The following is a 22,366-nucleotide window of genomic DNA, read 5'->3' as shown; positions in this document are numbered from 1 at the left end:
GGAAGTGTGGTGACACATGGAGCTGACGAATACTAATCGATCGAGGACTTAACCAAAACGTTTGAAACAATCAATGAGCGTTTATCCAGTTTTGAAAGAACAATTCTTTCACATAAGGGTTTCAAGATACGAGTAGTTCGAGGAAGCGATGGAGAGAGGGAAGGAGCGTACTCAAGTACGTGACTGACTGAACGACAGAGCTGACGAAGAAATACGATGTATATTGAAAGCCGACAATAGTCTAGTGATGATGGCAAAGAGGTCACACCCGTTCCCATACCGAACACGGAAGTTAAGCTCTTTAGCGCCGATGGTAGTTGGGGGATTCCCCCTGTGAGAGTAGGACGTCGCTAGGCACAAAGTAGCCACTGAGAAATCAGTGGTTTTTTTATTGTTCAAAACCCGCTAATAACCCCCTAAAAAATGTTAGATTTTAATGGATATAAATTAACAAAAAAGGGATGCTAAAAGCTAGTATATGTTAGTAGAGAAACGGGCGTTAAGTACATTTTAGAAATAGTTTTTACTAAGAAGAGTAGAAGGTCATTGCTAATAAGAGTAATGACCTTTTTGTATGCATCCCCAAAAGTTCGGGCTGATATTTTATTAAAACGTTAATAAGTAGGACTGAAATGACCCTTACGTTATTTATACTTATTATTTGGAATAACTTGACAGCACTTCTTGTGAGGTTTAAATTTGAGTATATACTCAAATTTAAAAACGGTGGTGAAAAAGTTTGATATCAAAGAAGGATAAAATTTTGGAATCGTCATTAGAGCTTTTTACTAAAAAGGGCTTTGCCGCAACGACTACTAAAGAAATAGCATTAAAGAGCGGAGTAGCAGAGGGGCTTATATTTTATTATTTTAAAGATAAAAATGAACTTCTTAATTATCTTATTCGTGAATTTTCATTTATTGGTTCACTACGAAATGATATAAAAGTGCTTTCAAAAATAGAGCCTTATCCAGCATTAATTAAATTTGGCCAATTATATGCTGATTTTTTATTACATAATAAAAGCTTTTTAACTTTTATTTGGTCCCCAGAAATAGTACAGAACACAAATGTTAGTAAGGATATTGAGGACTTTTTAAATGCAATGGCTGAACAAGCCGGTTCATTTTTGAAAAGAGCTTCTTCATGTACTGTAGAAAAAAAGACAATAGAAACAGCAGCTTCAATGTTCCTTTCAACAATATTAATGCATGTTTTAATTGAAGAAAGAAAAACAGATAAAATGCCAATTGAAAATAATGATTACATTGAAGAGATAGCAATGTTTATTTTAAAAGGAATGTAAAATTCACATTAAGTATATTTTTTTTAGGAAACATTTGAGTGATTACTCAATATAATTTAGAGGAGGTATCATTATGGAGCAATGGATAGGTATTCAAACACTTATTTGGCTATTCCCTATTATGTTTATTCTTCATGATTTTGAAGAAATTATTATGATTGAAAAGTGGTTAAGTAAAAATTCTACTAATTTATACGAAAGATTGCCGAAAAAAATTGCTGATCGAGTTATGCAACAGTTCTCGATGTCGACAGCACAGTTTGCGGTAGCAGTAATCGTAATATTCATGTTTGTAAGTAGTTCAACTTTTATAGCAGGTCAGTATGTGAATCAAGGGCCATTTGGAGATATCTACTTTTTCACTGTTGTTACGCTAACCTACTTTCTACATGCGTTCACTCACCTGGCACAGTCTATTTTTCTTCGTTCCATTACACCCGGTGCACTCACATCTTTGATAATTGTTATTCCATATAGTTTAATTTTGTATCATTCGTTATTAGTCAATAAAGTCATAACGTGGAACATTATTTTTGCATGTTTACCATTTTGTCTTGTATTGATCCCTGTGGCGTTACTAGCACATTGGATCGGGAGAAAGGTTATATGAATTTCACATTATTTATATCCATTCAGCAAATGTTTTTGTAACGTAAGTGATATAATTAAATAAGAATATAACGGAAATGGGTGTTTTGTTTTGCAAAAGAAGAAGCCTATTGTAGAAGGGTTAGAGCGCTTTCGACAACAACAAAATATTTCTTTTCATGTCCCAGGGCATAAGCATGGAGAACTGTCTCATCTTCCTCAGCCCTTTAAAGATGTAATGCGGTATGATGTGACTGAATTATCAGGTCTTGATGACTTACATCACCCAGAGGAAATGATACTAGAGGCAGAAAACTTGTTGGCAGATACATATGGGGCGATGAAAAGCTTTTTTTTAGTCGGTGGATCTACAGTTGGAAATTTAGCGATGATTTATGCCACATGTAAAAAAGATGATACTATTATTGTCCAACGTAATGCACATAAGTCTATATTTCATGCTATTGAGCTTGTTGGAGCAAAGCCTGTATTTGTTTCTCCGCTATGGGATGAACATACTTTAACTGCAACACATGTTTCTTATAGAGATTTAAAAGAAGCTGTTGATTATTATCCAGAGGCTCGTGCAGTAGTTTTAACATATCCTACTTATTATGGTATGACATCTAAAGAAATACAGCAGCAGATTGCGTATTGTCATGAAAAAGGTATTCCTGTTTTAGTAGATGAAGCACATGGTGCCCATTTTAGTGCATGTACCTTATTTCAGCCATCAGCATTGACAGTTGGTGCAGATATAGTAGTACAGTCTGCACATAAAACATTGCCTGCTATGACAATGGCATCCTTTATGCACGTTAATTCAGACTTAATCGATGTCGACAAAATAAATCACTATTTACGTATGCTTCAATCTAGCAGCCCATCCTATCTTTTATTGGCTTCTTTAGATGATGCACGCTATTATGTGCAGACATATATGGAGAGTGACGGAGCATATATAATAGAAAAAAGGAATCAATGGGTAGAGGCATTACGGGCTATTGGCTCTTTAGAAGTTATCGAGGTAGACGACCCTATAAAGTTATTGCTACGTGTTGGTGGCTATAGCGGCTTTCAATTACAAGAGGCATTAGAAAAAAAGCATGTATATGCAGAATTAGCAGATGCGAATCAAGTATTGCTTGTGCTACCTTTGTTAAAACACGGGCATAACTATCCATTTGCAGAAATACGTGTCCGTATTAAAGACGCTATAACATTGTTATTAAGTACACCAAAGGCGGAAATAATAACTGTTTCACAAACAGCCTATAATTTTGTGGCTATTACGGAACCAGCTTATACATTTGATGAAATTGAAAAGTCGGATAAAGAATGGTTACCGTATATGCGAACAATGGGACGTATCTCTGCAAGTATGATTATTCCGTATCCACCAGGCATTCCATTGCTTGTTCCGGGTGAAAAAATAACAGTGGCAAAGCTAAGTCAGCTAGAGGAGTTACTGGCTACTGGAGCAACGTTCCAAGGAAATCACCGTTTAGAAGAAAAGATGATTGAGATCATTAAATAGTTGGAGGCAATAACAGCATGAATTGCAATTTATTTATTACATTTGAGGGTCCAGAGGGTGCTGGAAAAACAACAGTCATTCAAAAAATAGCCGAACGACTTGCAGAAGAAAATATTGATATATTAGCAACGAGAGAACCTGGTGGTATTGAGATTGCTGAGAAAATTAGGACCATTATTTTAAATCCTGCCCATACAGCCATGGATGAGCGTACAGAAGCATTATTATATGCAGCGGCGAGAAGTCAGCATTATTTTGAAAAAGTACGACCTGCTTTGGATGCTGGTAAAATGGTTATTTGCGATCGCTTTATCGATTCTTCACTAGCATACCAAGGATATGCACGTGGTATCGGTGTTGATGAAGTATTATCAATTAATGAGTTTGCAATCGGTAAGAAGTTACCTGACATGACAATATTATTTGACCTTGCACCAGAGGTTGGCTTAGCACGGATTCATGCTCATGGAGATCGAGAAGTAAATCGTTTAGATGTCGAAAGCTTAGCTTTTCATAAGAAGGTTCGGGAAGGGTATTTACAGCTAGTGGAGCGTTACCCTGAACGTATACATGTCATCAATGCAGACCAAAATATTGAGCGTGTTGTTGAAGATGTATGGTCATTATTATATGAAGCAATACAGTAAATGCATGAAGTTGTCTACCACAATGTGATATAATGGTAACATCTATAATTTTATATTTCATTCGGCAAGTGTTTACTGCGCGACAACGGCAAATGTTTTGAGATGATTGCGGATGTGGTTCTATTTCAGTAGATGTTCCAAAAACTCTACTGAAACAGATGAGCCCGGCGTATGTCACGGGATCGGAAAGTAGTTCTTTGCTTGCACAATACTGAATCCGTACACGATTACGCCGAGGCATTATTGATAAAAGGTAACTAAAATCTAGTTAAATGAATTTTTATCAAAGGGGTGAGTGCGAATGAAGTTAGTCGTAGCTGTAGTGCAAGATCAGGATAGCAGCCGCTTATCGAATGCTTTAACGAAAAATCAGTTTCGCGCAACTAAATTAGCGAGCACAGGAGGATTTTTACGCTCGGGAAATACGACGTTTCTTATTGGGACGGAAGACTCTCTCATACCCAAAGTTTTAGATATTATTCGTGATAATTGTCGAGCACGAGAACAAATGGTTGCACCTATTTCGCCATTAGGCGGGAATACAGATTCCTATATACCTTATCCTGTGGAGGTAGAGGTTGGCGGAGCGACTGTTTTTGTATTACCAATTGAACAGTTTCATCATTTTTAAATCATTGTCATATTAAATAAGAAGTAAAACACATTATAATTTAGCTTTTGTGTATTTGATAAAGAAAGCAAGTGGGGGCGAAAAGCTTGAAGATCAATCAAGATATACGTGTCGGGTTAAATACTAGTCGTAAAGAGCCTCTGCAGAACAATAATCAAAATAACCGATTTGGAGATATGGTCGTCAAACAAGGAACCAAATTGCAAACGGATCAGCTTACACGATTGCTAGGGGATATTTCTACAGCAGGTGACCGTGTTGCGAGATCACGTAATTTACGAGAACTTGCGCGTTTTAAAATGCTTGTTAAACGGTTTCTACAAGAAACGGTTGAGCATGGTATGGAGTTAAAGCAATCACATACCTGGAACCGTTTTGGTGAAGGAAGACGCTTAAAAATTATCGAAACTATTGATACGCGTCTTGTGGAGCTTACACAAGATATTTTAGATGAAGAAAAAGAAGCAATTGACCTTCTTGATAAAATCGGTGAGATTAAAGGCTTATTAATTAATTTGTATATGTAAAACCCGTGTCTCGTTCTCTTGTAGGCGCGGGCTTTTTTCAAATCTATTCAGCTGCCAACATTACAGCACTAGGTTAAAAATTTATTTGCTGAATGTTATGAAATAAATAACGATGTAACTAATCTATCTGCTCTAAAACCGCAGATATTTCTGTACTAAAAAGAGCAATAGGAAACAATTATGCTATGAGTGTAATTGATATAGGAAGGAATTTAAATATATGGCCAAGAATGTTGAAGAGCTATTCACACTACAACCAGTCGTAATGAAACAGCTTCAAACGATTTTTGACAAAAATAGATTAGCACATGCATACATTTTTGATGGCGAAAAAGGGACAGGCAAAGTAGATATTATGCAGTTTTTTGTCAAATTAATGCTATGTGAGCAACCAAATCAAAATGTTCCATGTGAAACATGTCGAAATTGCAGACGTGTAGATTCGGGTAATCATCCAAATATCCATCAAATTTATCCGGAAGGTCAATTTATAAAAATTGATCAAATACGTGAATTAATTGCAGAAATGAAGATGATGGGTGTTGAAGAGGGGCGTAAGATTTATGTACTTCATCATGCAGACCGTCTCAATATTGCATCTGCAAACATGATACTTAAATTTTTAGAGGAACCTGATGGTGAGGTAACTGCGATTTTGCTAACGGAACAAATGCAGTCAATTTTACCAACGATTCGTTCTCGCTGCCAGCATATTAAATTTCAAAAAATGCCTCGACATATATTGCTAAAGCATTTGCAAGATAACAATATTTCTTACTCGATGGCTTCTACAGTGAGCATGATGACGAACGAGCTCGAAACAGCTATGATTTTAGCAAATGATGAGCAGTTTGCACATGCTCGAAAAACAGTGTTAAAATTAGTAGAGGCGATTCGTCAGAATGTACATGAAGCAATGCTTGTTGTACATGAAGAATGGTTGCCACTGTTTAAAGAAAAAAGCGAGCTGGAGCAGGCATTGGATTTACTACTATTTGCTTACCGTGATATAGTGTCAATAAAAGCTAATCCCGAAGCAGCTTGTACTTATCCAGACATGTTACAGACATTTAAAGAAGCTGCGTTACATTCGACTTATGAACGTCTATCTAGTCAAATGGAGTCTATTTTACAGGCACGCTCATCTTTACAGCGTAACATGAATAGGACGTTAATGATGGAGCAGTTAATGCTAAATCTGCAGGAGGGATATACATTTGTATAATGTAGTGGGAGTCCGCTTTAAAAAAGCGGGTAAAATATATTATTTTGATCCAGCATCATATCTACTAGAGGACAGTCAATATGTCATTGTAGAGACAGCTCGGGGTGTAGAATATGGTAAAGTAGTTGTCCCTCAAAAAGTTGTTGGGGATAATGATGTTGTATTACCACTTAAACAAGTTCTACGACCAGCGGATGAACGTGATCGTATCCAAGTAGAGGAAAATGCTGCTGAATCAAAGCGTGCATTTGAACTAGCAAGTACAAAAATTATAGAGCATAATTTAGAAATGAAGCTCGTTGATGTTGAATATACATTTGATCGTAATAAAATCATCTTTTATTTTACGGCTGAAGGACGTGTAGATTTCAGAGATCTTGTAAAAGATTTAGCTTCGGTTTTTAGGACACGTATCGAACTTCGTCAAATTGGTGTACGTGATGAAGCGAAATTGTTAGGTGGCATTGGTCCATGTGGCCGGATGCTTTGCTGCTCAACTTTTTTAGGAGATTTTGAGCCGGTTTCTATTAAAATGGCTAAAGATCAAAATTTATCTTTAAATCCAACTAAAATTTCAGGTCTTTGCGGGCGCTTAATGTGCTGCTTGAAGTATGAAAATGATGAATATGAGGAAGCAAAAGAGGGCATGCCAGACATTGGTGAAATGACGATGACACCAGATGGACGCGGTAAAGTTGTAAGTTTAAATATACTAGAAAGACTTATTCAAGTATATTTACAAGAGCAGGAGCGCACAGTCGAGTATACACTAGAAGAACTGCTTGCATGCGAAAAAAATCTTATATAAGATAGAGAATTGGACGAGGTGGCTTGGGTGAAGGACCGTAATTTCTTAGATACCGTTATGGAGTTCGAACAACAGCTCGAAGCAATGCAGGAGCAATTTGGTGCATTGAAACAATTTGTAGCGTTAATGATGGAGGAGCATAAGGCACTCGAAACAGAGAATCATCACCTTCGTACACGTCTAGAAGAACTACTTTCTAATGCAAACTCCGTACAGGCTACAGATGAGAAGAAAGAGAATCCGTTAGATATTGGCGAGGGTTATGATAACCTAGCACGTTTATACCAAGAAGGCTTCCATGTTTGTCATGTTCATTTCGGAAGTTCACGTAAAGGTGAGGACTGTCTGTTTTGTCTATCATTTTTAAATAAACAAAATGTGTAATAGAAGGCTGATTCCCACTATGGTGGTGTCAGTCTTTTGTTTTGTATAGTAGGAGGAAGAAACATGGAAAATTGGTTAAAGGGTGACGAACGGTTAGACTATTTATTGGCTGAGAATCTACGCATTATTCAAAGTCCCTCTGTCTTTTCGTTTTCATTGGATGCAGTGCTACTTTCGAAGTTTGTCAATATCCCATATCATAAAGGGAAAATTGTTGATTTGTGCTCAGGTAATGGTGTAATCCCACTTTTTCTAAGTGCCAGAACAAAGGGACATATTACAGGTGTAGAAATTCAACCACGTTTATTTGATATGGCTGAGAGAAGTATCCGTTACAATAAGTTAGAAGAGCAAATTCATATGGTCCTTGGTGATGTCAAAGAAATTCCTAAAGAGCTTGGTATCGAAAAATATGATGTTGTAACCTGTAATCCACCATATTTTTTAGCACATGAGGCTAGCGATAAAAATTTAAGTGAGCATTACGCTATTGCACGTCATGAATTATATTTAACGTTAGAAGAAGCAATACAATCAGCAAGTAAGTTATTAAAACAAGGCGGAAAGGCAGCTTTTGTTCATCGCCCTGGTCGGTTATTAGATATTGTTACGGCAATGCGTGCTAATCGTATAGAGCCTAAACGAATGCAACTTATTTATCCGAAAGAAGGTAAGGAGGCCAATACACTATTAATAGAAGGAATTAAAGACGGTAAACCTGATTTGAAAATATTACCGCCCCTGTATGTTTATAATGCGAATAATGAATATACAGCAGAAGTGAGAGAAATCCTTTATGGAAAAGAACAATAATCATTATTTTTATGTGTTAGAATGTGCCGATCAATCCTTTTATGCAGGCTACACAAATAATGTAGGCAGGCGTGTCGCTGTACATAATGCTGGTAAGGGAGCAAAATATACGAGAGCGCGAGGACCAGTGGAATGTATTTATGTAGAGGAATTCGATACGAAACAAGAGGCGATGCGCGCAGAATATGCTTTTAAACAGTTAACACGAACGCAAAAAATGAAATATATAGGGAGGGATGACTCATGAAATCTCAGAAAAGTACAATGCACGATCATACAGGTTGTTTATATCTAGTTGCAACACCAATTGGCAACCTAGAGGATATGAGTGTGCGTGCGCTACGTATTTTAAAGGAAGCAGATATTATTGCTGCCGAGGATACGCGTAATACAAAAAAGCTATGCAACTACTTTGATATAGCAACACCACTGATAAGCTATCATGAACATAATTTAGAGGTGGGGGGAGAGAAGCTACTAGCCTTCTTACGTGAAGGAAAAACAGTTGCATTAGTTAGTGATGCTGGTCTACCTTGTATTTCCGATCCTGGTGCAGATATAGTTGAAAAAGCAATCGAGCAAGACTTTCCAGTTGTGCCGGTGCCTGGCCCCAATGCAGCAATATCAGCATTAATCGCTTCTGGATTAACGCCTCAGCCATTTTTCTTTTATGGATTTTTAAATCGAGGAAAAAAGGAACGTCGACAGCAATTAGAGCAACTAAAAAAACGTCAGGAAACCATTTTATTTTATGAGGCTCCTCATCGTTTAAAGGACACTTTAAAAGATATGGAATCTATTCTTGGTAATCGTCGAATTGTATTAGCTCGCGAGTTAACTAAAAAATTCGAAGAGTTTTTACGTGGTACGCTGTCGGAAGCTGTAAAATGGTCACAAACAGAGGAAATTCGAGGGGAATTTTGTATTGTCCTTGAAGGAAACGAGAATGCTGAGGAAGAAAATAATGAAGAAGCCTATTGGATGACAATGTCTATTGTTGAACATGTCGATTATATTATTAACCATACAGGTGTTACATCAAAAGAAGCTATAAAAGAAGTAGCAAAACTACGTCAAGTAGCGAAGCGAGACGTCTATAATGAATACCATAGCTAATGGAAAGAAAGAGGTTGCCTTAATAGGGCGCCTCTTTTTTGTATATCTATTCAAATAAGTGGCTCATTACCAGCAGTTCGCGATGATAGCCAGCCGGAACGGAAATCAACCCCACGTTAGATGTGAGCATATAAATCATTTAAATTGATAATAATTGTAAAAAATAGTACCCTTAATCATGAAAGGTCTGACATGGACATTATAAGGAACTTAAGAATTGGTTATATTATATTTAATTGCACTATAAAGAAGTTAAATATCCGAACTCAATAAAAAAAACAAAACACCCAAATCACTGTGCTGGATTTAGGTGTGTTTTAAATTATTTTTTTAAGTTAGATTGGATTTCTTTTACTAACATTTCTGCGCCTTCAGGGCTTAAGATTAATTTGCCTCCAACTAGACGGAAGTTATCATCAGAAACTTCACCAGTTACAGCACATGTCATGTTAGGCATATATTTTTTTAAGATGATTTTGTCATCATCCACATAGATTTCTAAAGCGTCTTTTTCTGCAATACCTAGTGTACGGCGTAGTTCGATTGGAATTACTACACGACCTAATTCATCGACTTTACGAACGATTCCTGTTGATTTCATAATTATTTTTCCTCCTAATATTAAAAGTTATATTGGTATTTCGTCAAATTTCGACATAATTTCTTTGTCTGTTAGTTATCATACCAAGTAATGCCATAAACGTCAATTAATTAATGCACTAATATTATTGTTTTGAAAAAAATATTTGAGGAGAAAACAGATATTTTGGTTTTTTTAAAAGGTTTTTATTATATATTTTTATTTATAGTAAAAAAGCTTCTTATTTAATACATTAAATGGATTGATTATATCATTCGACATTTTTCGCGGATAATAAACTATCAATTAATTATGCCTCGGCATAATTTAGTCCGGAATCGGCTTTGTGGTTGCACAAAGCCGATTCCGTGACATCCGCTGAAAGAAGTTGAAACGAATTTCGTACTTAGTTAGAATAGATAATATATTGTGAAACAATGGAGGCAGTTCATGTGAGCGAACAAAATAAAACATTCTATATAACAACCCCTATTTATTACCCAAGTGGAAAATTCCATATTGGTACAGCGTATACAACTGTAGCATCAGATACAATTGCACGTTATAAACGTTTACGTGGTTATGACGTACGTTTTTTAACTGGAATGGATGAACATGGGCAAAAAATTCAAGAAAAAGCTGCAGAAGCGGGCAAACATCCTCAAGAATACGTGAATGAAATTGCAGATGCTGCAAAAAAACTTTGGGCATTAATGGACATTTCATACGATGACTTTATTCAAACAACGCAAGAGCGTCATACGAAAACTGTCGAAAAGATATTCCAAAAGTTTTTAGATAATGGTGATATTTATAAAGGTGAGTATGAAGGATCGTACTGTACGCCATGTGAATCATTCTTTACTGAGACACAATTAGTAGATGGCAACTGCCCAGACTGTGGTCGTCCAGTACACAAAGTTAAAGAGGAATCTTACTTCTTTAATATGAAGAAATACGCAGATCGTCTATTAGCTTATTATGAAGAAAACCTTGATTTCATTGAGCCTGAATCTCGAAAAAATGAAATGATTAATAACTTCATTAAACCAGGGTTAGAAGATTTATCTGTTTCAAGAACATCGTTTGATTGGGGCATTAAAGTCCCAGGAGATCCTAAACATGTAATTTATGTATGGGTAGATGCCTTAACTAACTATATTACGTCTTTAGGTTATCTTTCAGAGGATGAAACATTATTCAATAAATATTGGCCGGCAGATGTACATGTAGTTGGTAAAGATATCGTTCGATTCCATACTATTTATTGGCCAATTTTCTTAATGGCACTAGATTTACCACTTCCTAAAAAAATATTTGCCCATGGTTTTATAATGATGAAAGACGGAAAAATGTCTAAATCAAAGGGCAATGTTATCTATCCTGAAATGTTAATAGAGCGTTATGGCTTAGATGCGACGCGATATTTCCTATTGCGCGAGCTACCATTTGGCTCGGATGGTGTATTTTCGCCAGAATCTTTCGTTGAACGTACAAACTTCGACTTAGCAAACGATTTAGGCAATTTATTGAACCGTACCATTTCGATGATTAATAAATATTTCGACGGCATTATTCCAACTGAAAATCTTCAGTCGACAGAATTTGATGCAGCTTTAAAAGAACAAGCTGAATCGGTACGTATTAAATATGAAGAAAGTATGGAAAAAATGCAGTTTAGTGTCGTATTAGCGGACGTATGGACGCTTGTTTCGAGAACGAATAAATATATAGATGAAACTCAACCGTGGGTGCTAGCAAAAGAGGAATCTGATAAGCCAAAACTAGGCGCTGTTATGCGAAATTTGGCGGAAAGTTTACACCAAATTGCTGTCATGTTACAACCATTTATGACATCTACTCCCAAACGAATTATTGAACAGTTAGGCTTGGATGACAAATTCTTAGCATGGGAAACAATTGAAACATTCGGCAATACTATTCCAGCAAACATTAAAGTGGTAGAAAAAGGTATTCCGATCTTCCCTCGTTTAGAGAGTGAAGTTGAAATTGAATATATTCGTGAAGAAATGCGTGGTTCAGTGAAAACTCCACAAGTGGAAGAAACAAAAGATGAGCAAAAAGCTGTGGAGGTCCCAGAAATTCCTGAAATTACTATTGATGATTTTATAAAAGTTGATTTACGTGTAGCTACTGTAACAGCGTGTGAAACTATTCCGAAGGCAGACAAATTATTAAAGCTTCAAGTAGATCTTGGATATGAGCAACGACAAGTAGTTTCAGGTATTGCAAAGTTTTATTCTCCAGATGAATTAATTGGTCAAAAAGTGATTGTAGTCACTAACTTAAAGCCAGTTAAATTACGCGGTGAATTATCGCAAGGAATGATCCTAGCTGGTGAGAAAGATGGAATTTTAAAATTAGCATCGGTTGATCCGAAACTAGAGAACGGCGCAAAAGTAAAGTAAAAAATTTTAGGAAGGCCTGCTGAATGTAAAAAGTTCAGCAGGCTTTTAAAATCTGTTTTGAAAATAAATAATTTATTATCTTGAAATAATTTATACACACTATTCACTGGGTTTTTTTAGGTATATAGTAACAAATGCGGTGTCAGAGGTTATGAGTAATGTTATAATACTAAATTGTTTGTAACAAAATTGTAACACTGGCGAAAAATATGAAATAATATTTTTTAATAAAATCTATGTTAGGAGAATGATGATGTTTATTGATACACATGTACACTTAAACGCAGATCAGTATGAAGAAGACTTACAAGAGGTTATAGATAGAGCTCTTGAAGCCAAAGTAGAAACGATGGTTGTTGTTGGTTTCGACCGTAAAACCATTGAAAAAACAATGCAACTGGTTGAACAATATGATTTTGTTTATGGAGTCATTGGCTGGCACCCGGTTGACGCCATTGATTGTACACAAGAGGATTTAAATTGGATTGAGGAATTAGCAGCACATCCAAAAATAGTAGGTATTGGTGAAACTGGGTTGGACTACTATTGGGATAAATCCCCGAAAGATGTTCAACAAGCAATTTTCCGCAAGCAAATTCATTTAGCGCAAAAGCTGAATTTACCAATCATTATTCATAACAGGGATGCAACTGGAGATGTTGTACAAATTTTACGTGAAGAAAATGCAGCTTCCGTGGGAGGCGTTATGCATTGTTATGGTGGCAGTGTGGAAACCGCGTATGAATGTATTGCTATGAATTTTATGATTAGTCTCGGTGGGCCCGTGACATTTAAAAATGCACGAATGCCGAAGGAAGTTGCGACAGAAATACCTTTAGAGCATTTGATGATCGAAACAGATGCCCCGTATTTAGCGCCCCATCCATATCGAGGAAAACGTAATGAGCCAGCTTTAGTGACGTTAGTTGCAGAAGAAATTGCGCGTTTAAAAGGATTAACAATTGAGGAAATTGCACAGGTAACGACAGCCAATGCGAAAAAATTTTTTAGGATTGACAATTAACTAGCTGAGATGCCTCCAATACTGAGTTTGTGGTTGGCTAAAAAGGTGGTGTCAGTTTTTTTAGAAATGCATTCGGGTTGACAGTGCCAAATCTAGTCCGTATAATCCAACTTTGTATTAAGGAGGCGTTTTTTCATGTCAAATAATTCCATGAAAAACTTGTTCTTAGGATCATTGAGGAGTAAGCAAACAGTGATAAGCATTATTTCACTTGTCCTGTTTGTATCTGTAATTTCATTCGTACTTTATCAAGGTACTAAAAAAACCGTAACGTTTGATGCGAACGGAGAAGCAATCGAAGTAACAACACATGCCAAAACTGTAGAACAATTATTACAAGATCAAAATATAGACGTAGCAGAGCATGACAAAATATCACCCTCTCTGAAAACCAAAATTGTTAATGGATTAGCAATTACATGGGAACAGGCAAAAGAAGTAACTATTTCAGTTGATGGAAATCAGTCAAAAGTTTGGACAACTGAAACACAAGTGAAAGACATTTTGAAAGAAGCAAATATTAAAGTATCAGAGCATGACTCTTTAGTACAGGGTCTAGATACAAAAATAGGTGCAGACAACAAAATCGATATTCAAAAAGCGTTTCAAGTATCGCTTGTCGATGGCGTAAACGAAAGACAAGTATGGTCCACTTCGACTACGGTCGCTAACTTTTTAAAACAACAAGGAATTCAACTAAATGAATTCGATCGTGTCGAGAATAACCTGAAGGACGTAATCACTCCGCAGAGTAAAATCACAGTAGTTCGCGTAGAAAAGGTTATCGATGTAGTGGAAGACTCTTTAGATTTCGCAATTGAAAAGAAGCAGGATGCTTCATTGCAAAAGGGAAAACAAAAAGTTGTAACAGCTGGCCAAAAAGGTCTAACAACTAAAACGTATGAAATCGTAAAAGAGAATGGCCAAGTTGTAGCTAAAAATCTACAATCTGAAAAAGTTGTAAAAGAACCGATGAAGCAAGTAGTAGCTGTAGGTACTAAAACTGTAGTAGCTAGTGCAGCGACCGTATCACGTGGTTCATCAGAGCCAGGTAGCGGTAAAGAATTTTATGTAACGGCAACAGCCTATACACCTTATTGTAATGGCTGCTCGGGAACATCTGCCACTGGCATTAATTTAAAATCAAACTCTGGATTGAAAGTAATTGCTGTAGACCCTTCTGTTATTAAGCTTGGCTCAAAAGTTTGGGTTGAAGGCTATGGAACAGCTATAGCAGGGGATACTGGCGGTGCTATTAAGGGTAATCGGATCGACATACTTGTACAATCTGAATCCCAAGCTAGTAATTGGGGAGTAAGGAAAGTGCGTATAAAAGTATTAAATTAAAAAAATTGTAAAATTAATCAAATGTTTTTCACTATTATTAGCTTTCCTGTTTTGACTGGCGGGAAAGCTTTTTTATTTTTTTCAGTAATTTGTTCAGGAGAGTACATAAGGTAAGCTGTAATAGCAACTGCACAGTGGGCATTATCGGGAAGTGGCCAACAATAGCAAAGTTGTGGGAGAATATTATAAGAAGGTGAATAGCCGTGTATTTCTGTACAATCGTACAGTGCAGTTGTAAAATGGTCTGAAGATAAGGTAGAAAAGAGGAGCCTTTTTGCAAATAAAAGAAATCATTGTTGTTGAAGGAAAAGATGATACAACAGCTATTAAGCGAGCTGTACAAGCAGATACAATAGAAACAAATGGGTCGGCTATTTCAGAGGAAACATTGAAGAGAATTCAACATGCACAGGATAAAAGAGGTGTTATTGTCTTTACTGATCCAGATTATCCGGGACGTCGAATTCGTGCCATTATCGAGGAACATGTAAAAGGTGTAAAACACGCTTTTTTACCGAAAGCTAAAGCAATTGCGAAAAACGGTAAAGGACTAGGCATTGAGCATGCAGCAGATGAAGATATACGAGAGGCACTACAACATGTCTATACTCCCAATGATGTTGAGTTAACCACTGATGACATTACTCTCGAAGATTTAATGACGGCAAGTTTAATTGGTCATCCACAAGCGAAAATTCGTCGTGATCGTCTTGGAGAAATTTTGAATATTGGTGCAACAAACGGTAAACAACTTCATAAACGGTTAAAAATGTTTCAAATCACAGAACAGCAATTTGGTGCGGCAGTCGCACAGTTAGATCAGGAGGAAAACGATGCATAAGGATATTGCAACACCAATTAGAACACAGGAAATTTTAAAAAAATATGGATTTTCATTTAAAAAAAGCTTAGGTCAAAACTTTTTAATCGATCCGAACATTTTACGAAATATTGTTAGTCATGCAGATTTAACTGAAAATAGTGGTGCAATCGAAGTTGGTCCTGGCATTGGAGCTTTAACAGAGCATTTAGCAAGAAGTGCAAAAAAAGTTGTATCTTTTGAAATTGATCAGCGATTATTACCTGTATTAGAAGATACACTTAGCCCATATAATAATGTAACTATTGTACATTCAGATATTTTAAAGGCGGATGTTGAGAAGGTAATTCAGGAAGAGATGCCAGGTATTGAGGATATTATGGTTGTAGCGAATTTACCTTACTATGTGACGACACCGATTTTACTGAAATTACTTAATGATCGTTTGCCAATTCGCGGTTTTGTTGTCATGATGCAAAAAGAGGTTGCAGATCGTATTACGGCTAAACCAGGAACGAAGGAATACGGATCTTTATCAATTGCGATTCAATATTATGTAAAAGCTGATATTGCCATGACGGTACCGAAAACTGTTTTTATGCCTCAGCCAAATGTGGATTCTGCAGTAATCCGTCTTATTAAGCATGATGAACCTCCAGTAAAAGTGATTGATGAGGATTTTTTATTCGTTGTTACTCGTGCGTCGTTTGTACAACGACGAAAAACAATTTTCAATAATTTACAATCAGGGTTGCCAAATGGTAAGGTACACAAAGAAAAAATTATGGATGCTTTAAAAGCAGCAAATATTGAACCAACGCGTCGAGGAGAGACTCTTACCATTCAAGAGTTTGGAAAATTAGCCGATGCACTATACCCTACATTTGCAAAGTAAAAAATTTTTGTTAACTTTTTTGAGTATACTTAAAAAAACATGTTTTTTTTATGAAAAATAAGTTGACAATATTTATAACGGGCTGATAAAATATTATATTTTGTTGACATTTTTGGGCGAATCGCTTATACTAATTAGTAGTGAGGTGTAAGCGAAAATGCCAAAAACTTTAGCGGACATTAAAAAGTCGTTGGATTGTCATTTGGGTAAACGTTTGCAGTTAAGAGCAAACGGAGGTCGCAAGAAAACGGTCGAGTGTGCAGGGGTATTGCGTGAGACATATCGCGCTATCTTTGTGGTTGAGCTTGATCAAGAAGACAATACGTGTAAGCGCGTATCGTATAGTTACACAGATATTTTAACTGAAGCAGTAGAGATTACATTTTTAGACGAAGCAAAGGCTGCTATCGCAAAATAGTTTCTAGTACTTATTTCTATATTTCTAAACACTCATGTATGTTAAAAACTACATGAGTGTTTTACTTTTTTTTGGACATACTAAATTCGTCAGTTGTTAAAGGAGGAGTTTATATGCCTAGAAAAGGTATCATGTCACCTCGTTTAAAAGAAGAGATCGCTAAAGAGCTTGGATTTTATGATGTTGTGCAACGAGAAGGCTGGGGCGGCATTAAAGCTCGAGACGCCGGTAATATGGTCAAACGCGCCATCGAAATGGCTGAAAGAGCAAATAGTGAGCAAGAGCATAATAAGTAATCTCTTTGTGAAAATAGATCACTTATTACTTTGAAATCTTTGCAGGGATGAAAATTCCCTGCAGACACAACAACACAACTGACGAGAAAGAACCGTTACACCAAATAGGGGTATACGGTTCTTTTTTTCCATTTTCGCTTTCCCAATATGGTAAAATAAAATGAATAATCTTGTGAAAGATGAACGACAGGTTTATCTTCATTCAGAAAATGTTTTATGTAGCGAAAGTGAACGCCAGCTATTGATGCTTTGTAACAGTTGCAGTAGAAGAAGTCTCCTACATGTATAGTTAGTGAGAGATTGTAATTTCTATTCTGTGTGTTTTCAAATATCGACTGCATGATCTGGTAGATGTTACGGAGTTTAAAGGACAAGCTAGGATGTTAGCCTAACTACAGTGCATGGATGCTCTGACCTGCATCGGTTAAAGCAATACGTCTTGTAGTTTTTACCGAAATGATCGATTATCATGTCGGTCATCAAGGGAGGCCTAATTACAATTCAAAATCCGTACGCATTTCTAACTGTGCAAAAGCGAAGCGTTGGCACAATTACGCCAATGTGTAATTGATAAGTGTAGCTATAAGGAGGAAGAAAGATGCTTTATGTAAAGGCGCCTGCAAAAATAAATTTAACATTAGATGTGCTTTATAAAAGACCGGATAATTATCATGAAGTAGAGATGGTCATGACGACAGTCGATTTAGCTGATCGTATTAGTCTGGAATCTAGAGAAGATGGCGTAATTGAAATAATTTCGACTGATAATTTTGTGCCAAATGATCACCGAAATTTTGCTTATCAGGCAGCGCGTCTAGTTAAAGATACATACGGCATTGAACAAGGTGTATCCATTACTATAGAAAAAGAAATACCAATTGCAGCAGGATTAGCAGGCGGAAGTAGTGATGCGGCTGCTACACTGAAGGGTTTGAATGAGCTGTGGAATTTAGGGTTATCTATAGATGAGTTAGCTGAATTAGGTGCGAAAATTGGTTCAGATGTTTCGTTTTGTGTCTATGGTGGTACAGCATTAGCAACGGGGCGTGGAGAAAAAATTCAGGAATTGCCTGCACCACCAACCTGTTGGGTAGTCTTAGCTAAGCCTAAAATAGGAGTCTCTACTGCAGAAGTGTATGGAGGATTAAAGGTTGAAGGGTTACAACATCCAAACACGAAGCAAATGATTCATGCTATTGAAACGGAAGATTATGAGCTACTATGTTCATCATTAGGAAATGTTTTGGAAACTGTAACATTTAAGCTACATCCAGAGGTAGTAATGTTAAAGGAACAGATGAAGCGCTTTGGAGCAGATGCAACATTAATGAGTGGAAGCGGTCCGACGGTGTTCGGTTTAGTGGATAGTGAAGCTCGAGTAAGCCGCATTTATAACGGTTTACGTGGTTTTTGCGAAGAAGTATATGCTGTTCGGATATTAGGCGAGCGAAATACGCTTGCTTAAAACCGCAAATTTATGTTAATTTTACCTATAAATATTCGTGTTTAGGAGAGGGTCGCATGAAATGGAAGCGTAGTGAAAGACTAGTTGATATGACGTACTATTTACTAGAACATCCACATCAGCTGATCCCGCTAACTTATTTTTCTGAACTATATCAATCTGCAAAGTCTTCCATTAGTGAAGATTTGACGATTGTAAAAGAAACTTTCGAAGAAAAAGGAATCGGGTTATTGATGACAGTACCGGGCGCTGCAGGGGGAGTTAAGTATATTCCTAAAATGTCCGAGGCTGAGGTCCGTTTAGTTATTCAGGATTTAAAGGCGGAGCTTGAGCATTCAGATCGTTTGTTACCAGGCGGTTATTTATTTATGACGGACTTACTCGGCAATCCAGATTTAATTAATCGAGTTGGAAAGGTATTTGCATCCGCATTTGCTGATCAGCAAATTGACGTCATAATGACTGTCGCAACAAAGGGGATTTCCATTGCCCACGCCATTGCAAGGCATTTAAATGTACCAGTTGTTGTTGTCAGAAGAGATAGTAAGGTAACTGAAGGCTCTACAGTCAGCATCAACTATGTATCTGGTTCTTCCAGAAGAATTCAGACAATGGTATTATCGAAAAGAAGCATGAAGAGTGGACAACGAGTGCTTATTACCGACGACTTTATGAAGGTCGGTGGTACAATGAATGGCATGAAAAATCTATTAGAGGAATTTGACTGTCAGCTAGCTGGTATTGCAGTGCTTGTAGAGGCTGAGCATGCAGATGAAACTTTAGTAGATGATTATTATTCACTAGTGAAGCTTCATGAGGTTAATGAAAAAGACCGTACAATTGCATTAAGTGAAGGTAACTATTTTTCTAAAAAGGGGAAATGACAAATGAAAGTAGTAGCAACAACAAATGCACCAGCAGCAATCGGGCCATATTCACAAGGAATTATCGTAAATGGCATGTTTTATAGTTCAGGTCAGATTCCACTAACAGCAACAGGTGAATTAGTGGAAGGCGATATCACTGTTCAAACAAATCAAGTATTTGCTAATTTAAAAGCAGTTTTAGAAGCTGCTGGGACATCTTTGGATAATGTTGTTAAAACAACGGTTTTTATGATGGATATGAACGATTTTGTTGCAATGAATGAAGTATATGCTAACCACTTTGGCGATCATAAACCAGCTCGTTCAGCAGTAGAGGTTGCACGTCTACCAAAAGATGTGAGAGTAGAAATTGAAGTTATTGCCATCGTTAAATAATTGATTTTTTAAGCTCGCTAGAAGAGATATGATTGCTCTTTTAGTGGGCTTTTTTTATCCGCATTCAACAAATGTTTTCTGTGCGAAAGCAAAGCGACAGGCAGTCACAATTACGCCAAGGTGAAATTGTTTATTGTCAGAGCGACTGACAAACAATTGTCAAAATTTACTTAAAAAAGAGGAAATATTATACTAATGAGTATTCAAATTTTTTAGAAAATTTGATAGACTATAAAAAGGAAAATATTCGGTAATAATGAATATTATATTTTCATTTAGGCATCTAAGAAGAGAGGTGGTGAGAAAATGGAAGTTACTGATGTAAGGTTACGTCGTGTACAGACGGAGGGTCGCATGCGTGCGATTGCTTCCATTACACTCGATAATGAATTCGTAGTTCACGATATTCGTGTGATCGATGGCAATACAGGTTTGTTCGTTGCTATGCCAAGTAAACGAACTCCAGACGGTGAGTTTAGAGATATTGCGCATCCAATTAATTCTACTACTCGTAATAAAATTCAAGAGATTATTTTAAACGAGTACCATAATTCAAGCGAGGCAGAAGCATCGGAAGAAACAGAAGAATTAGAAGGAATTGGCGTATAGTTAATAGGAAATGAATGTCAATTTGACTATTGGTTTAGTCTTATAATAATAAGAGCTCTTCTTAATTGGGGAGTTCTTTTTATTTTGAGAATAAGAGAAAATGAGCAGTTTTAGGACATTCATATTAACAATCGAGCATAAGGTGCATTTGATTTGGAAATTCATCTTTTTGTCAAGTCAACATGCCTTGAAAATAGATGAATTTTGCTATATAGTCATAAGAGAAAATGAGCGTATTGGAGGACTTACAGATGAGCAACATTTTTGCTGTCATTTTGGCTGCAGGTCAAGGTACACGTATGAAGTCCAAATTATATAAAGTGCTCCATCCAGTATGTGGGAAGCCAATGGTACAACATGTGGTGGATCACATTCAAACGTTAGATGCGAATCGTATCGTAACGGTTGTAGGACACGGTGCAGAAAAGGTGAAACAACAGCTTGGTGATAAAAGCGAGTATGTTTTACAGGCTGAACAGTTAGGCACAGCTCATGCTGTACAGCAGGCTGAGGCAATTTTAGGTAGCGAAGAAGGGACAACATTAGTTGTTTGTGGTGATACACCACTTATCCGCCCTGAAACGATGCAAGCTTTGTTCGAGCATCATCAAGCAAAGAATGCCAAGGCAACTATTTTAACAGCAATTGCTGAAAATCCAACAGGCTATGGTCGTATTTTACGTGGCGACAATGGACAAGTGGAGCAAATTGTTGAGCAAAAGGATGCTTCAGCAGAACAGCAATTAGTTAAAGAGATTAATACGGGCACATACTGCTTCGATAATAAAGCTTTATTTGAGACATTAAAACTTGTGAAAAACGACAATGCACAGGGTGAGTATTATTTACCTGATGTGATTGAAATTTTACAAAAACAAGGTGATGTCGTTGAAGCATATGTAACGGAAGATTTTGAAGAAACACTTGGTGTCAATGACCGTGTTGCTCTGTCTCAAGCAGAGGCGCTAATGCGTACAAGAATTAATGAACAGCATATGCGTAATGGTGTCACAATTATTAATCCAGAAGCAACATATATTAGCGCTGACGCAATGATTGGTCGTGATACTGTCATCCAGCCAGGTTCTATGATTGAAGGTACAACTGTTATTGGTGAAGATTGTTTAATCGGGCCAAACACACAAATCATAGATAGCCGTATCGGTGACCGAACAACAGTACATTCTTCTGTTGTGCGTGAAAGCGCTGTAGCGGAAGACACAGCTATTGGACCGTTTGCAAATATTCGACCACTTTCTAATATTGGTAGCCATGTGAAGATTGGTAACTTTGTAGAAGTGAAGAAAAGTAAACTAGGTAATGACACGAAAGTATCACACTTAAGCTATATTGGTGATGCTGAAATCGGAAGTAATGTCAATATTGGCTGTGGTTCCATTACAGTAAACTATGATGGGAAAAACAAGTTCCAAACAATTATTGAAGATGACGTATTTGTAGGATGTAATACTAACTTAGTAGCGCCAGTGAAAGTTGGAAAAGGTTCATTTATTGCAGCAGGATCTACAATTACAAAAGAAGTTCCTGAGGATGCACTTGCAATTGCTCGTGCAAGACAAGAAAACAAACCGAATTATGTAAGCAAATTAAATTCAAAATAATTATCAACTAAACAGGA

Annotated in this window: 25 protein-coding genes and 1 rRNA gene; 25 read left to right on the top strand and 1 reads right to left on the bottom strand. The window is 36.8% G+C overall.

Translation table 11 applies throughout. The features are described 5' to 3' along the window. Positions 1-240: 240 nt before the first annotated feature. From rrf to rsmI, 13 genes are all read left to right on the top strand, one after another. A 5S ribosomal RNA gene (rrf, locus tag ACQKNC_RS21135) occupies positions 241-356 on the top strand. 407 nt (positions 357-763) lie between these two features. Continuing rightward, positions 764-1,306: a TetR/AcrR family transcriptional regulator gene (locus ACQKNC_RS21130; protein WP_427426687.1), complete on the top strand. Its 543-nt coding sequence runs from the start codon at positions 764-766 to the stop codon at positions 1,304-1,306. A gap of 73 nt (positions 1,307-1,379) precedes the next feature. Beyond that, positions 1,380-1,916 (top strand): HXXEE domain-containing protein, encoded by a 537-nt coding sequence (locus ACQKNC_RS21125; protein ID WP_427426686.1) that lies wholly within the window; start codon positions 1,380-1,382, stop codon positions 1,914-1,916. 90 nt (positions 1,917-2,006) lie between these two features. Further along, the gene (locus ACQKNC_RS21120) at positions 2,007-3,431 is read left to right on the top strand and encodes an aminotransferase class I/II-fold pyridoxal phosphate-dependent enzyme (RefSeq protein WP_427426685.1); all 1,425 of its coding nucleotides are present in this window, start codon (positions 2,007-2,009) and stop codon (positions 3,429-3,431) included. A gap of 17 nt (positions 3,432-3,448) precedes the next feature. Continuing rightward, entirely contained in the window at positions 3,449-4,078 is a 630-nt protein-coding gene (gene tmk / locus ACQKNC_RS21115; RefSeq protein ID WP_427426684.1) for a dTMP kinase, read from the top strand. A gap of 301 nt (positions 4,079-4,379) precedes the next feature. Continuing rightward, on the top strand, positions 4,380-4,709 hold the full coding sequence (locus ACQKNC_RS21110; RefSeq protein WP_427426682.1) for a cyclic-di-AMP receptor: 330 nt from the start codon (positions 4,380-4,382) through the stop codon (positions 4,707-4,709). A gap of 86 nt (positions 4,710-4,795) precedes the next feature. Continuing rightward, entirely contained in the window at positions 4,796-5,236 is a 441-nt protein-coding gene (locus ACQKNC_RS21105) for a YaaR family protein (RefSeq protein WP_427426681.1), read from the top strand. Between the two features lie 220 nt (positions 5,237-5,456). After that, positions 5,457-6,461 (top strand): DNA polymerase III subunit delta', encoded by a 1,005-nt coding sequence (gene holB / locus ACQKNC_RS21100; RefSeq protein WP_427426680.1) that lies wholly within the window; start codon positions 5,457-5,459, stop codon positions 6,459-6,461. Beyond that, the gene (locus ACQKNC_RS21095; RefSeq protein ID WP_427426679.1) at positions 6,454-7,269 is read left to right on the top strand and encodes a PSP1 domain-containing protein; all 816 of its coding nucleotides are present in this window, start codon (positions 6,454-6,456) and stop codon (positions 7,267-7,269) included. The genes holB and ACQKNC_RS21095 overlap by 8 nt, the downstream gene beginning before the upstream one ends. Positions 7,270-7,296: 27 nt before the next feature. Next, positions 7,297-7,653 carry a DNA replication initiation control protein YabA gene (gene yabA, locus ACQKNC_RS21090; protein ID WP_427426678.1) on the top strand — a complete coding sequence of 119 codons (357 nt, stop codon included), beginning with the start codon at positions 7,297-7,299 and terminating at the stop codon, positions 7,651-7,653. Positions 7,654-7,716: 63 nt separating this feature from the next. After that, positions 7,717-8,466, top strand: coding sequence for a tRNA1(Val) (adenine(37)-N6)-methyltransferase (locus ACQKNC_RS21085; protein ID WP_427426677.1), 750 nt, complete (start codon positions 7,717-7,719; stop codon positions 8,464-8,466). Then, entirely contained in the window at positions 8,450-8,713 is a 264-nt protein-coding gene (locus ACQKNC_RS21080) for a GIY-YIG nuclease family protein (RefSeq protein WP_427426676.1), read from the top strand. The genes ACQKNC_RS21085 and ACQKNC_RS21080 overlap by 17 nt, the downstream gene beginning before the upstream one ends. Further along, on the top strand, positions 8,710-9,582 hold the full coding sequence (gene rsmI, locus ACQKNC_RS21075) for a 16S rRNA (cytidine(1402)-2'-O)-methyltransferase (protein WP_427426675.1): 873 nt from the start codon (positions 8,710-8,712) through the stop codon (positions 9,580-9,582). Before ACQKNC_RS21080 ends, rsmI begins: the two co-directional genes overlap by 4 nt. A 322-nt stretch (positions 9,583-9,904) precedes the next feature. Here rsmI and ACQKNC_RS21070 read toward each other — a convergent pair whose 3' ends face one another. Continuing rightward, the gene (locus tag ACQKNC_RS21070) at positions 9,905-10,183 is read right to left on the bottom strand and encodes an AbrB/MazE/SpoVT family DNA-binding domain-containing protein (protein WP_004229214.1); all 279 of its coding nucleotides are present in this window, start codon (positions 10,181-10,183) and stop codon (positions 9,905-9,907) included. Between the two features lie 431 nt (positions 10,184-10,614). On the opposite strand from ACQKNC_RS21070, the gene metG reads away from it, so the two are divergent. From metG to glmU, 12 genes are all read left to right on the top strand, one after another. Further along, complete coding sequence (gene metG, locus ACQKNC_RS21065; RefSeq protein ID WP_427426674.1) at positions 10,615-12,591, top strand: methionine--tRNA ligase; 1,977 nt, start codon at positions 10,615-10,617, stop codon at positions 12,589-12,591. Between the two features lie 253 nt (positions 12,592-12,844). Then, positions 12,845-13,615, top strand: coding sequence for a TatD family hydrolase (locus tag ACQKNC_RS21060; protein ID WP_427426673.1), 771 nt, complete (start codon positions 12,845-12,847; stop codon positions 13,613-13,615). A gap of 135 nt (positions 13,616-13,750) precedes the next feature. Then, a complete protein-coding gene (locus ACQKNC_RS21055) occupies positions 13,751-14,962 on the top strand; it encodes a ubiquitin-like domain-containing protein (protein ID WP_427426672.1) in 1,212 nt (403 codons plus the stop codon). Positions 14,963-15,236: 274 nt separating this feature from the next. Next, positions 15,237-15,803, top strand: a complete 567-nt coding sequence (rnmV, locus tag ACQKNC_RS21050) for a ribonuclease M5 (protein WP_427426671.1) — start codon at positions 15,237-15,239, stop codon at positions 15,801-15,803. Beyond that, on the top strand, positions 15,796-16,677 hold the full coding sequence (rsmA, locus tag ACQKNC_RS21045; protein ID WP_337992038.1) for a 16S rRNA (adenine(1518)-N(6)/adenine(1519)-N(6))-dimethyltransferase RsmA: 882 nt from the start codon (positions 15,796-15,798) through the stop codon (positions 16,675-16,677). The genes rnmV and rsmA overlap by 8 nt, the downstream gene beginning before the upstream one ends. A 157-nt stretch (positions 16,678-16,834) precedes the next feature. Further along, positions 16,835-17,095: a biofilm formation stimulator Veg gene (gene veg, locus ACQKNC_RS21040; protein ID WP_049667356.1), complete on the top strand. Its 261-nt coding sequence runs from the start codon at positions 16,835-16,837 to the stop codon at positions 17,093-17,095. Between the two features lie 113 nt (positions 17,096-17,208). Further along, positions 17,209-17,391, top strand: a complete 183-nt coding sequence (locus ACQKNC_RS21035; RefSeq protein ID WP_049667357.1) for a small, acid-soluble spore protein, alpha/beta type — start codon at positions 17,209-17,211, stop codon at positions 17,389-17,391. 598 nt (positions 17,392-17,989) lie between these two features. Then, complete coding sequence (gene ispE, locus ACQKNC_RS21030) at positions 17,990-18,856, top strand: 4-(cytidine 5'-diphospho)-2-C-methyl-D-erythritol kinase (RefSeq protein ID WP_427426670.1); 867 nt, start codon at positions 17,990-17,992, stop codon at positions 18,854-18,856. Between the two features lie 56 nt (positions 18,857-18,912). Further along, a complete protein-coding gene (gene purR / locus ACQKNC_RS21025; RefSeq protein ID WP_427426669.1) occupies positions 18,913-19,740 on the top strand; it encodes a pur operon repressor in 828 nt (275 codons plus the stop codon). Positions 19,741-19,743: 3 nt separating this feature from the next. Further along, positions 19,744-20,118 carry a RidA family protein gene (locus tag ACQKNC_RS21020; RefSeq protein ID WP_427426668.1) on the top strand — a complete coding sequence of 125 codons (375 nt, stop codon included), beginning with the start codon at positions 19,744-19,746 and terminating at the stop codon, positions 20,116-20,118. Positions 20,119-20,424: 306 nt separating this feature from the next. Beyond that, entirely contained in the window at positions 20,425-20,727 is a 303-nt protein-coding gene (gene spoVG, locus ACQKNC_RS21015; protein WP_427426667.1) for a septation regulator SpoVG, read from the top strand. Between the two features lie 251 nt (positions 20,728-20,978). After that, positions 20,979-22,349 carry a bifunctional UDP-N-acetylglucosamine diphosphorylase/glucosamine-1-phosphate N-acetyltransferase GlmU gene (glmU, locus tag ACQKNC_RS21010; protein ID WP_427426666.1) on the top strand — a complete coding sequence of 457 codons (1,371 nt, stop codon included), beginning with the start codon at positions 20,979-20,981 and terminating at the stop codon, positions 22,347-22,349. Positions 22,350-22,366: the final 17 nt, after the last annotated feature.

The organism is Lysinibacillus sp. NPDC094177, assembly GCF_050279145.1.
Lineage (GTDB): Bacteria > Bacillota > Bacilli > Bacillales_A > Planococcaceae > Lysinibacillus.
The sequence above is the reverse complement of the archived record's forward strand: the minus strand, read 5'-3'. Positions and strand labels throughout refer to the sequence as shown.